13 protein-coding genes and 1 rRNA gene are annotated in these 12,712 nt (G+C 58.6%); 12 read left to right on the top strand and 2 right to left on the bottom strand.

The window, feature by feature from the left end; translation table 11 throughout:
- Positions 1 to 99: 99 nt before the first annotated feature.
- Positions 100 to 690 carry a thioredoxin family protein gene (locus Harman_RS13595; protein ID WP_137684329.1) on the bottom strand — a complete coding sequence of 197 codons (591 nt, stop codon included), beginning with the start codon at positions 688 to 690 and terminating at the stop codon, positions 100 to 102.
- Between the two features lie 69 nt (positions 691 to 759).
- The gene (locus tag Harman_RS13600) at positions 760 to 1,092 is read right to left on the bottom strand and encodes a hypothetical protein (protein WP_137684330.1); all 333 of its coding nucleotides are present in this window, start codon (positions 1,090 to 1,092) and stop codon (positions 760 to 762) included.
- 116 nt (positions 1,093 to 1,208) lie between these two features.
- Here Harman_RS13600 and Harman_RS13605 point away from each other — a divergent pair, with 116 nt between their 5' ends.
- From Harman_RS13605 to Harman_RS13660, 12 genes are all read left to right on the top strand, one after another.
- Positions 1,209 to 1,703 carry an Lrp/AsnC family transcriptional regulator gene (locus Harman_RS13605; RefSeq protein WP_137684331.1) on the top strand — a complete coding sequence of 165 codons (495 nt, stop codon included), beginning with the start codon at positions 1,209 to 1,211 and terminating at the stop codon, positions 1,701 to 1,703.
- The gene (locus tag Harman_RS13610) at positions 1,700 to 2,845 is read left to right on the top strand and encodes a pyridoxal phosphate-dependent aminotransferase (RefSeq protein ID WP_137684332.1); all 1,146 of its coding nucleotides are present in this window, start codon (positions 1,700 to 1,702) and stop codon (positions 2,843 to 2,845) included. Before Harman_RS13605 ends, Harman_RS13610 begins: the two co-directional genes overlap by 4 nt.
- A 137-nt stretch (positions 2,846 to 2,982) precedes the next feature.
- Positions 2,983 to 5,475, top strand: a complete 2,493-nt coding sequence (locus Harman_RS13615; RefSeq protein WP_137684333.1) for a type II/IV secretion system ATPase subunit — start codon at positions 2,983 to 2,985, stop codon at positions 5,473 to 5,475.
- Positions 5,472 to 7,508, top strand: coding sequence for a type II secretion system F family protein (locus Harman_RS13620; RefSeq protein ID WP_137684334.1), 2,037 nt, complete (start codon positions 5,472 to 5,474; stop codon positions 7,506 to 7,508). Before Harman_RS13615 ends, Harman_RS13620 begins: the two co-directional genes overlap by 4 nt.
- Positions 7,509 to 7,565: 57 nt before the next feature.
- Positions 7,566 to 8,069 carry a DUF7287 family protein gene (locus Harman_RS13625; protein ID WP_137684335.1) on the top strand — a complete coding sequence of 168 codons (504 nt, stop codon included), beginning with the start codon at positions 7,566 to 7,568 and terminating at the stop codon, positions 8,067 to 8,069.
- Between the two features lie 2 nt (positions 8,070 to 8,071).
- Positions 8,072 to 8,644 (top strand): DUF7288 family protein, encoded by a 573-nt coding sequence (locus Harman_RS13630; protein WP_137684336.1) that lies wholly within the window; start codon positions 8,072 to 8,074, stop codon positions 8,642 to 8,644.
- The gene (locus tag Harman_RS13635) at positions 8,638 to 9,528 is read left to right on the top strand and encodes a hypothetical protein (protein WP_137684337.1); all 891 of its coding nucleotides are present in this window, start codon (positions 8,638 to 8,640) and stop codon (positions 9,526 to 9,528) included. The genes Harman_RS13630 and Harman_RS13635 overlap by 7 nt, the downstream gene beginning before the upstream one ends.
- Complete coding sequence (locus Harman_RS13640) at positions 9,525 to 9,986, top strand: DUF7266 family protein (protein ID WP_137684338.1); 462 nt, start codon at positions 9,525 to 9,527, stop codon at positions 9,984 to 9,986. Before Harman_RS13635 ends, Harman_RS13640 begins: the two co-directional genes overlap by 4 nt.
- On the top strand, positions 9,983 to 10,735 hold the full coding sequence (locus Harman_RS13645; RefSeq protein WP_137684339.1) for a DUF7289 family protein: 753 nt from the start codon (positions 9,983 to 9,985) through the stop codon (positions 10,733 to 10,735). Before Harman_RS13640 ends, Harman_RS13645 begins: the two co-directional genes overlap by 4 nt.
- 534 nt (positions 10,736 to 11,269) lie before the next feature.
- Complete coding sequence (locus Harman_RS13650; protein ID WP_137684340.1) at positions 11,270 to 11,506, top strand: UPF0058 family protein; 237 nt, start codon at positions 11,270 to 11,272, stop codon at positions 11,504 to 11,506.
- A gap of 152 nt (positions 11,507 to 11,658) precedes the next feature.
- A complete protein-coding gene (locus tag Harman_RS13655; RefSeq protein WP_049919665.1) occupies positions 11,659 to 11,955 on the top strand; it encodes a translation initiation factor eIF-1A in 297 nt (98 codons plus the stop codon).
- A gap of 632 nt (positions 11,956 to 12,587) precedes the next feature.
- A 16S ribosomal RNA gene (locus Harman_RS13660) occupies positions 12,588 to 12,712 on the top strand; the annotation flags it as partial.

Raw genomic sequence — 12,712 nt, forward strand, 5'->3', positions numbered from 1 at the left:
CTGTTACTTTCACACTCACAGACACGTCGGTTACGGAGAGTCGCCGGCACCTGCTCGCGTCCAAGCCCCGAAGAAAGACCTACTCGCGGTGCTGCCTACTCAGGCGTCCCAGTAGTCCGGTTCGTTTCCGGACTTCCACTTTATCGAACAGCCTCTGGACGGTTTCTCAGCGGCCGTGATCTGATCGCCGTCGAGCAGTGTCTCGACGTGTGCTGCCATCTCCCGCTCGCTCGGTTCGTCGTCGGGGTTCGGTGCGTCGTCGAGGCGACCGTGGTACGCCAGTTTGAACGTCCCGCCGTCGTTCCGGAACAGGAACGGATCGGGCGTACAGCGGGCACCATAGGCGGCCGCGACCTCCTGAGACTCGTCGAACAGATACGCGTCGTACTGTATCTCGCCGCGCTCGACGAGTTCCTGCATCCGATCGAAGGAGTCGTCGGGGTACTCTTCGGGGTCGTTGGCATTGATACCGACCACGGCGAGGTCGTCGTACTCCGCCGCGAGACGGTTTAGCTCGTCGATCTTCGCCTTCGCGTACGGACAGTGGTTACACGTAAATACGACCAGCAGTGCCTCCCGGTCCTCGAAATCCGACAGTGCATGCGTTGCGCCGTCTGCTCCCGGTAGTTCGAACGTCGGTGCTTCGTCCCCACGCCCGAGTACGTCGGACTCCGAATCGAGTGAAACCATCGTCCCCTACTACGGTTTGCGCCGCTAAAAGTCCACGGACACGCTGTGACGACTCGGCTGTGACGGCTCTTACCCGTCAGCTTCGCCAGACGCGGTCGCCGCGGTATCGAAGGCCTTCGCCGCGTCGAAGGCGGCGCTCCCGTCATCGACGGAGAACACCGTTTCTTCTCCCTCTGCTTCGTGTTTTTCGAGCAGTCCAACCGTCACTAGCTCTTCCAGCGTGCCGTCGAGGTACAGCGTCTTTAGCGGAACGCCGGCCGCTTCGCTGAGTGCTGTTTTCGTGTAGGTTTCGTCCGCGTCGAGACGGAGTAGTGTATCAATAACTGTCGCCGCCTTATCGTGATTTGCGACGTGTCCCCATCCAGTGTCAGAATCGGCTCGCTGACCACCCTTCTCGAGCATTAGTCGAACCCTAACCCTCGGAGATATTAAAACTATCTGGTGGGTTGTGTTTCCGTAATGAGACTGTGTCTCACTATTGAGCAAGGCTTTTGTCCGCGTCACTCTCCTGGCAGTGTATGAGCAGTCGCCGCGAGATACTCGACCTGCTACGGGAGAACGCTCGCTACACGACCGAGGACATCGCTCGGTTGACCGATTACTCCGAGAACGAGGTAGCCGAGATCATCGACGAGTTCGAGGAGGCAGGCGTCATCCGCGGCTACGGAGCGGTTATCGACTGGAACGCGGTCGAGACCGACGAGGAGCGGGTTCGCGCGACTGTCGAACTCAACGTCACGCTGGACCGCGAAACCAGCTACGACGACATCTCTCACCGAATCGCAAAGTTCCCGGAAGTGACCTCCCTGCGCCTCGTCAGCGGTGACTACGACTTCGATCTGGAGGTCGAAGGCGACTCGATGCGTGAGGTCTCGCATTTCATCAGCGACAAAATCGCGCCGATTCCCGAGATCACGCAGACGGTGACCCACTACATCATGGAGTCGTACAAGGAACAGGGGATGGAGTTCGATGACCACGACGACGACGACCGGCTGTCCGTCTCACCATGACGTTCGAAGCCGCAGACAGGGTCGACAGCGTCCCGCCCTCGGGCATCCGGCGGTTCTTCGAACTGGCCGAGGAGATGGACGACATCATCTCGCTTGGCGTTGGCGAACCGGACTTCTCGGCACCGTGGGCGGCCCGTGAGGCGGCTATCGCATCGCTTGAACGCGGTCAGACCTCGTATACGGCCAACCGCGGAAAACGGGAACTCCGGGAGCGGATCGCGGACTACGAGGCTTCGACGCACAGTCTCCAGTACGATCCAGACGAGGAAATCCTCGTCACGGCGGGCGCGAGTGAGGGCCTCGACCTCGCCTTTCGAGCGCTGCTAAACCCTGGCGATTCCATCGCTATCGCTCAGCCCTGCTATGTCTCGTACGTCCCCGGTGCGACGTTTGCTGGCATCGACGTGATCGACGTTCCCACACGCGCGGAAGACGAGTTCAAGCTCACCCGAGAGGTGCTGGAATCGTCCGGCGCGGCCGAGGCCGACGCCCTCGTGTACTGCTATCCGAACAACCCGACCGGGGCGACGATGACGGCCGAGGAGATGGCATCAGTCGCGGCCTTTTGCCGCGACAACGACCTCCTCGTGTTCGCCGACGAGATATACGCCGACCTCACATACGAACACGACCACACGTCTATCGCTACGCTCCCCGGAATGCGCGAGCGAACTGTCGTGTTCAACGGCTTCTCGAAGGCGTTCGCGATGACAGGGTTCAGACTGGGATACGCGATGGCCCCGCCGGAGGCCATCGAGGCGATGAACCGCATTCATCAGTACTCGATGCTCTCCGCCCCGACGACGGCCCAACACGCCGCCATCGAAGCCCTCGACACCTGCCGCGACGAGGTCACGGAGATGGCCGCGCAATATGACCGCCGACGGAAGTACGTGCTTACGCGCTTCGAGGAGATGGGACTTGATTGCTTCCCGGCAGCCGGTGCGTTCTACGCGTTCCCGGAATGTCCCTGGGACGATGCCGGCGAGTTCGCCGAGAGTCTGCTCCAGGAAGAACAGGTCGCAGTTGTGCCCGGAACCGCCTTCGGGGAGGGCGGTTCGGGCCATCTACGGGTGTCCTATGCGACCGGCCTCGACGACCTCAAAGCGGCGATGGCACGGATCGAGTCGTTCCTCAAGTAGTCATTAATACCGGCGAAACATTCAGTATGGTCGACTTACTACCGTAAAGAGACCGTGATACGAACAGCCCGATCTTCTATATCATTTACAATTTTTGTGGGTAAAGTTTTTTCCTGCCTAACGGGAGATAAATAACAATGGCTATCGATGATACTGGGGGTGGTGAGTCAGACCAGATCAACAGTGGGGGGCAACTGGCTGACGAACCGGCACGGGTTGGCGAGTACACGTGGGATGATCTCCGTCGAGAGGTTCACGACGGCGGGCGATTCGACCGGAGCGAGTACCTTGGATTCGAGCCGAGACACCTCGAACAGCGGATCGAGGACGCGGCGAGTGCCGGCAAAACGCTACAAGCGCCGTTCGAAGAGTACCTCGACCCGAGTACGACGCCGGTGGCGAAGGATATCTACACGTGGGAGCACTTTAAACAGGAATACTACTACGAGGGCGGCGATCTTCCCCGTGACAGCGACGGGGAAGTCGTTCCCTTCGACGCCAGTGACTATCTGTCGTTCGAACCAGAACACACTGAGAACAATCTGTCCGCCGCCGAGGATATCGCCAGTGAACTCGACGAGTACGTCGATGAGAACACCGTCGACGTGAACCCGGAGTTAGACGAAGACGAGTTCTTCTCGACACGCGACGGGCATACGACTGTTGTCAACCGATACGACCTGGAAAAGGCCGTACCGCATTCGAAGAAGTCACACTTCAGCGAACTGGAACGGTACTGGGTCAACAAGCCCTACGCCTGCGTTATCATCTTTCACTCTCGGAAAGAAAACGAGAAGAAGTACTACGTCATCGAGCCGTATCTCACCGATATCGAGATCGACCTCCGCGAGTTCCTCTCGGGGAAGCTCAAGACTGCGATCAAGTACTCCGAGGACGATGTCATCGTCCAGGGGACCGACGCCGACCGGGCACAGGTTATCCAGCGGGAGGCCGAACAGCTCCTCTCGCGGTACGACCTCTACAGTGGTTCAGTCTCCAGTAGCGGTGAAGAGAGCGTTCTCGGTCAGGTCATGGAGCTGTTCGGCCTGGATGACAGGGAGCAAAGCGACGCCACGGGACAGTTGTCCGGGATTTCGACGCGTCCGGAACCGGCAATCCTCGAAGAAGACGACCCGAAACTGAACGAGTATCAGGTCGAGAAACTGCTGTACATGCTCAAGCGGGACTTCGTCGGCTACGCCCGCATCGACGGCGTCAAACACGACATCAACGTCGAGGACATCTCTTGTGACGGGTACAACTCCCGGGTGTTCGTCTACCACACCGACTATGAACAGATCATCTCGAACGTCGAACACGGCGAGGGCGAACTTGATGACTTCGTCGTGAAGCTCGCCCAGCGCTCGGGGAAGGGTATCTCGAAGCGCCAGCCACAGGTCGACGCGACGCTGCCCGACGGTTCGCGTGCCCAGTTGACGCTGGGACGGGAGGTCTCCGACCACGGGACGAACTACACCATCCGACAGTTCAAGGACGTACCCTTTACTCCAATCGACCTCATCAACTGGAACACCTTCTCCTTGGACGAGATGGCGTTCCTCTGGCTCTGTATCGAGAACAACAAGAGCCTCATCTTCGCCGGTGGTACCGCATCCGGGAAGACGACGAGCCTGAACGCCGTCTCGCTGTTCATCCCATCGAACTCCAAGATCGTCTCCATCGAGGACACGCGCGAGGTCGAGCTTCCCCAGCGAAACTGGGTGGCAAGCGTCACGCGCCCCTCGTTCGGCGAGGACGACAAGGGCGATGTCGACGAGTTCGACCTGCTGGAGGCCGCACTCCGGCAGCGTCCGGACTACATCGTCATGGGTGAGATCCGTGGTGAGGAGGGTCGGACGCTGTTCCAGGTCATGTCAACGGGACACACGACCTACACCACCTTCCACGCCGACTCCGTCGGCGAAGTCATCAAGCGGTTCACGACTGAACCGATCAACGTCTCGAAGACGCTGTTTACCGCACTTGATCTGGTGTCGATTCAGACCCAGACCCGGGTCGACGGCAACAAGGTCCGCCGGAACAAGTCTCTGACCGAGATCAACGAGTACTCCGCCGAGAACGACGAGATCAACGTTCGGGACGTGTACGAGTGGCGCGCCGAGACGGACGAATACATCCAGATGGGGAACTCCAACACCCTCGAAGAAATCAAGTTCGACCGCGGGTGGACCCAGGAGAAGCTCGACGAGGAGCTGTTCAAGCGCAAGGTCGTCCTCGCGTACCTCATCGAGAAGGGGCTGAACACCTACACGCAGGTCGCGGCGACCATCCAGGCCTTTATCAACGACCCCGACACCATTCTGACGCTCATCGCCAACGACCAGCTCGAACTGTCCCTGGAGGACCTCCGTGAGATGGAGTCCGTCAAGATCGACATCGACCCCGAAAAGGAGGAGATGGTTCCCCGACCGGACGCGCCGCCGGAGATGGTCGAGGAGACCAAGCAGGTGCTTGACAACGCCCAGCCGCTGTTCAATACCTACAAGAGCCGCGAAACGCCGGATATCGTCTCGGCGCTGATGGACGAGTCCGAAGAGAGTGCCGACGAGGACAGCATCGACTTCGGCCAGTTCGTTCCGAAGGCCGGAGCGGAGGCAGATAGCGAATGAGCTTGGACACACCGAGCCAGCAACAGGTGGGCAGCGGTGGCGCGCTCGGTGACACGTTCTATCCGGCCTACCAGATGGTGTTCGACGACGAGGGCGATTTCGTCAACAGCGTCGAGAACAAACTCGCCCAGGCGCGGATGGCCGACAACGTCGAGATGTTCCTCGCACGCGCGCTCGCGGTGGGTGTCATCGCCGGCCTCGCGCTGTGGCTGGTCGGGACCTTTCTCGGCTATCTGTTGGTCCAGTTGCTGTTTGCGGGTGGGGAAGCGCCAACGCTGATCGGGATCCCTGTCCCGGAGAACGTCTCGGCGATCCTGGCCGTGCTGAAACTCCCCTTCCTCGTCCTCGTGACGGGCATCGTCTTCGGGATCATCGGCTTTGCCATCGGGTTCGGCTCGCTCGTGTCGATCCCCTATTTCCGTGCGAGCGCGCGCGAGCGCGAAATCAATGTCCTGCTGTCTGACTCGATCTCGTTTATGTACGCGCTGTCCGTGGGTGGGCTGAATCAGCTCGAAATCCTGCAGTCGATGGGGCGGGCCGAAGACACGTACGGCGAGGTCGCACAGGAGTTCCAATCGATCGTTCTGGAGACGGAGTATTTCGACACTGACTACCGGACGGCAGTCCGGAACCAGGCGCTCCAGACGCCGTCGGACGAACTGTCGCAGTTCCTGACGGACATGCTCTCGATTATCAACTCCGGCGGGGACATGACCTCCTTCCTCGAAGACCAGAAGGAAAAGCACATGCGAACCGCCAGGCAGGAACAGGAGAAGATGCTGGAGACGCTGGAGTTGTTCGGCGAGATGTACATGACGCTCTCGCTGTTCCCGCTGCTTCTCATCATCATTCTGGTCATCATGTCGATGATGGGCAACGCCCAGAAGTCGCTCATCTACGGGACCGTCTACGGGCTGATTCCCCTGACGGGGCTTGGCTTTCTCGTCCTCGTTTCGACGGTCACGCAGGACTCCATCGGCGACGGGTATCTGCGGTCGAGCCCCGGCGAGAAGGAACTCGTCGTCGACGAGGGCGTTGGCGTGTTCAATCTCGGACTTATCGAGAGCTACACGGGAACCTACAGCGTCTTCGACCGGATCAAGAGCCGGGAGGGAACCCACGAACTCATCGGGATTCTCAAACGGCCCGACCTGTTCTTCCGCGACCATCCGCTGTTAGTACTGTGGCTGACGATTCCGGCGTCGATTCTCGCCGTCGTCGCGGCCATCGTCATCGGGTGGGCACCGCTGTCGCTGGATGGGATGATCGCCGTTCCGGTTCGCTCGACGTTCTTCTGGGTGTACGTCCCAATGTACATCAACTTCGTCCCGCTGATGATATTCTACGAGTGGAACCAGCGCTCGCGGAAGGCGATCATCGGGAAGCTCTCGGAGAACCTCCGGAAGCTCGCGTCGGCGAACGATACCGGGATGACGCTGCTGGAGTCGGTCAAGGTGGTCTCCGAGACCTCCTCCGGGAAGCTCTCCGAGGAGTTCGAGACTATCCACGCGAAGGTCAACTACGGGACGAGCCTGAAAGACGCGCTCCGGGAGTTCAACAACAAGTACCACGTCCCGCGCCTGGCGCGGACGGTGAAACTTATCGCGGAGGCACAGGAGGCTTCGAGCCAGATTCAGGACGTGCTGTCGACGGCGGCCCAGGCCTCCGAGAACCAAGACGACATCGAGCGGGAGCGCAAATCCCGGACGCGGATGCAGACGGTCATCATTCTGATGACCTACCTGACGCTGCTGGGCGTGATGGCACTGTTGAAGACGCAGTTCCTCGACGTGATGGCCGGGCTGGCGACACAGGCCTCCGGGTCGAGCAGTTCGAGCGCGCCAGGCGGTGGCTTCGGCGGCAGCGTCGACACGGAACTGCTATCGATGCTGTTCTTCCACGCCGTGACGCTGCAAGCGCTGCTGTCGTCGTTTATCGCTGGCTACATCCGCGAAGTGAAACTCGTTGCCGGCGTGAAGTTCGCCGTCATCCTCTCGACGATTGCACTGGTGGTGTGGATGGCCGTGGGATAGCGGTCTCGCCGCGGCTCGACAGCGTACGTATCAGATAGCAAATAGGGTGTGTGGGACATGGATACAAGAGCACAAACACCGCAGGACTTCGCCGTGGGGGTGAGCGTCCTGCTCGTGACGGTAATCGGGGTGTTAGCGTTCGTACAGGGTAGTGCGGTTGGCGTGTACGAATCCCCAGACGTACAGCGTAACCAACCAATTGCGGATAGGGCGGCAACGCATCTCGTCGAGCACTATTCGGTCGAGGGGACGCGGAACCACATCCGGTATGACACGAGCGACGGGATTAAAACGACCCTCGACGTTGACAAGTTGAAATCGAATGCCGGGCTCAATGTCGCGACGGAACGTCGGACGAACCCATCAATTAACATAACAGTGGTCAACGCGTCGGTGCTCGCGAACGGAGCGCGTGACCACGCAGTCGACGACGGTGACTCACTCGCCTGGGGGCCGTCGACCGACGGTCGGACGAACATCGCGTCGACCTCCCGCGTCGTGAAATTGACAAACACAGATCAGTGCGACCCAGTCTGTTGGCTCGTCGTGAGGGTGTGGTAACGATGCGTGGGCAAGCCTACACGCTGGAAGGCGTTCTGGCGGCTATCGTCGTCGTGACGGCGACGGTCTACGGGCTGTCGGCAGTCGACACCGGCCCGTTCCAGACGGGGACCCAGCAGCGGACGGCGGAACTGGAGGGCCGTGCGAGCGACACGCTCTCACTGGCGGCTGAAACCGGTGCGCTACACAATGCGACGGCGTGTTACAGCGTCGGAACGCCGACGCTCACCGGCAACTGGACGGGCAGCTCGACCGAGTTCGAGTCGATGTTGAACCGGACCTTCGACAATCAGGGTGACCAGTACAATCTCTACTTCCGTTACTGGGACTCGGATGCCGACACGCGCCAGACTGCCCTCGTCTCGCAGGACTCTCCCGAGAACGTCGCTGAGAGACCGGCTGACGCAGCCGTCGCGACCGAAACGGTGACGCTGACCGATGACATGTCCGCTCGAATCGGTGACTGCAGCGCCACCGGGCCGTCCCTCTCGGCCGTCGACGAGTATTTCGCCCCCGACGCGAAACCGGACTCTATCGTTTACAACGTCGTGGAGGTGCGTCTGGTCGTATGGTAGCCAACGAGCGCGGGCAACTGCTGTTGATCGGCGGCGTCGCCGTCGCTATCGTCGTGTTCAGTACGATTCTGTTTGCCCACAGCCTCGCTGTCACCGACGGTATCACGACCACCGGGAGCGCGGATACCATCGAGCGCACGGCTGACCATGAAGCCTCCGTCGAGCGCGACCTCGGACGGCTCGCGGTCGAAACGCGGGGCGACGACCTCGACGGTTTCGAGACGCGCTACGAGGACGCACTCCAGAACTATACAGAAACGCACAACCAAGTCGCCGCAAGCAGCGGTGGGGCCTATCTCAATGCGACGCTGAACGAGTCGGCATCACTCGGAAACGAGACGAACCAAATGACTGAATCCAAGTTCAATCGTCCCGGTGGTACGGGGTCAAACTTCAACTGGGATATCGCTCGAAGTGTAAATCGCGTTGCCACATTCGATCTGACCGTGACTCGCATCCCTGGAATGGGGCGAGAATTTATCATCAAAGTGGAGGGCGCCAGTGGCGATACTTGGAAGATGGTTGTGACAGAACCCGGAAACAAAGTGGTGGCGATCACCCCACCTTCTGGCTCAACAACCACCTGTTCAGGGTACGGTGACGCCGATATTGATCTGCTTTCCGGAACCTGTGACATCGACGGGACGACCGTAACATTCCCGTCATTTACAGAGACACTTGACGCGCCGTACACTGTTCGCATCAAAAAGGGGAACCGTGCACGCGGCACCTACCGGTTTGCGGCTATTGGCGACTTCCCAGACACGAGTTACGATCCCATAGATACTGAACCGTATCCCGTTGTCCCTGCTGTCGACGTGACGTATGACACACCGTCCGCCAGCTACAACCGGACGGTGTTTGTGGAGGTGGGCGACGAATGAGCCGCAACAGCTTCCTGTCTGATCGCCGTGGTGTCTCGCCAGCAGTCACGCAGGCGCTCACTATCGGTATCACGTCGCTGCTGGTGACCGGCCTACTCATTGGTGGGAGCCAAATGGTCGACTCACAGCGTGAGCGAGTGACTGAAGAGGCTCTGGAGAACGTCGGCGATGGTATCGCGCGCGATCTGATTCGTCTGGATGCGTTCAACACTGAGAGTCTCAATTCGTCGGTGTCGTTCCGCGCGACGTATCCCGAGCGGATCGCCGATCAGTCGTACAACGTTGAGGTTTCCCCGGATACCTCACGCACGCGCCTATACGTGAATGCATCAGGCCTGAATCGGTACGCTGTCGTCCGGTTTGAGAATGAAACTAATGTCTGCTCATCTGTCGTCTCCAGTGGGCCATTAGCAGTTTCGTACAACGCGACAGCCGACTGTCTGGAGGTGAGCGGATGAGTTCTCCACCGTTCGGGCACGGCGATCAGGACCGTGGTGTGTCCGACCTGCTCGCGTTTACGCTCACGTTCAGTATCATCATTACTGGCATTGCGCTGGTGACGCTTGGTGGGCTTGGTGCGTTCGATACCATCCAACAGGGGGCAACAACGGATGTCGCGGAAACGTCGATGGTTGGGTTCGCCGAAACCACTGCCGACCACATACAGGGCGACGCCCCGCGACGAACTACGAATATGAAACTCCAGGGCCACGGACTCTCTCTCCGGTCATCGACGTTGAACGTAACTGTTGACGGGGACTCAACGAATATTTCGACTAGAGCGTTCGTCCGCGAAACCGATACGGGCACTGCTATTGTCTACACCAGTGGCGCAGTGTACCGGGTTCAGGGGGAGGGACTGGTCGTCTCACGGAACCCGGGTCTTCGGTGTGGTCCTGACAGCGCGTATCTTTCTGTCCTTTCTCTCGACGGGCAGACGGACTTCTCGTCTTCGGGGCGCGTAATCATACAGACCGCAGTTCAGAACAAGTCTCTCGTCTCCCCCCGTGCCGGAAAGTCGCCGTCTGCGTCGACCGTTTCAGTCAACGTCTCGGAAACGGCGTATCCGGACGCGTGGAAGCGAACGTTCGACCGGCAACTGTCGAACTGGTCTCCCCATCCCTCGGAGTCACATACGTACCAGTGTACCGGTATCAACCGTGCTATTGTCCATAACACGACAGTTGACGTTCAAACGATCACCTAAGGGGTCCGTTGCCTTTGATATACAGACCTGCTGCTATCTTGTTCAGTACCGGCGGTGAGAAGACCGTTACGCAGCGGTCACCAGCGCAGCGATGACCGACCATCGCGTTCCGCTGTTTGATTCTTCTTGTTTCGCCATAGCTGCAGTTTCGTCTCTCGGGTGTTTCCAGTTCATCACGGACATGAGTATGTACCCAACAGGGATGAACTGTTCGAAAGCTAATATATTGTCGTAGTTTTTCGTGATTGAGAGCCCGTCGCAAGTCCCATCGGAGGCACAAAAGTAATCAGGACAGATCTCTATCTTAGTGTCAAAATATATTTATTTCGGGTATTTTGAATATGTATTAATATTAGTCCAGATAAGGTGTATCTTAGTCGTGAAAACCTGAGGTCTACAGAGAGATGCTTGAGACCTGTTTTGTCGATCTATATTTGTCTCTGAAACTGCCCGGATCCTCTCTCGGATCGGGACTATATGGTAACTGTTCGCAAGGTAGTACTATTAGTCTCCAATTCATATGAATGGACACTAATGAAGAAGCAGGAACTCATTCACCTTCACAGTCTTCTCGCACAAGTACAGCACCACTACGAACACGAGGCGGACACGGCAGTCGAACACGACCTGTACGCCGAACTCGGTGTCAAGCCCACATCGATCCACAAGTCGAAGACGGACCACAAGGAAGCAGTGTTTGCGCTCGCTTCCGGATTGACCGACGCGATGGCCGAAGAAGCCGACGAGCCACAGACGCTGACCGCCGACTGAACCAATTCGTACCGTTTCGGTTCGTTCTCACTGTTTCATCTCAGCCAGTAGCCCCTCGTCAGCGCTTACTTTGCTGTTGTCAGCAGTGCCCGTATGGTACACGCTATCTCGCCTCTCAAACGATTTATACGGGAGGCGACCGTATTTAAATTGTGAGCGACGATTCAGGGCGGCGGAATCTCCGCATGCCTACAAGCGACGAGATGTTTGCAGTGGTAACAGAGCACCTTGGCGGGAACCACGTCCGCATTCGCTGTGAGGACGGTGAAACCCGACTCGGTCGGATTCCGGGCCGCATGAAGTTCCGGACCTGGATTAACGAGGACGACATTGTTCTCGCCGAACCGTGGGACTGGCAAGACGAGAAGGCCAACATCGAATGGCGCTACAAAGGGCAGGACGCCGACCAGCTCCGTTCGGAAGGCCACATCGATTCGCTGACTGCCTAATTTTACCATTGTACACGCGCTCCGGTTCCCGACATCGCTGAGAGGGATCTCCGGCGCGATCGGTCATACTCCGGATTCGGTTTTACCTTCCCAGGTGTAGCGACTGCGTTTTCGCCATAGCTCTCGGTACGCTACGGCCGTGTAACGGTAGGTTAGTACCGCTATCTATTGATATATAATGGCTGCACAGGTCTTCGTTGACCACCTGTATGACAGAAACCGAACACAACCACTCGTCTATTTTTCGAGATCCCTACGCTGTATGGTGGTTATGCGTGCCACGCCATCACGTTACGTATGCGTCGTGTGTGTTCGACACAGGGCGGCTGCGAGACGATTCATTTATATGTACCCCACCCATCGGATATGATGCGAAGGTCGCACCGGGCAGCGAGCCCGGGTCGACACGCTCGGTCGACCACCTGGGTCGGCCTGAGTCACGAGAGATTCTCGCCTTCCCCTCTGGGGTCGGCGAGGTCTCACCCTATGAGGATTCCACCCCTGCGGTCCGCCGTCAAGATGGAATCTGATGTGAGCCCACGGACCCATGCAGTAGTCAACACTGGCGTAGGAACCAGTGTGTTTGCTTCCGACGGAGTGCAACCACTTCCGCCGCTGATGTATATCAGCACATTCCGGTTGATCCTGCCGGAGGCCATTGCTATCGGAGTCCGATTTAGCCATGCTAGTCGCACGAGTTTAGACTCGTGGCATATAGCTCAGTAACACGTGGCCAAACTACCCTACAGACCGCGAT

Origin of the sequence: Haloarcula mannanilytica, from assembly GCF_005406125.1 — an archaeon.
GTDB lineage: Archaea > Halobacteriota > Halobacteria > Halobacteriales > Haloarculaceae > Haloarcula > Haloarcula mannanilytica.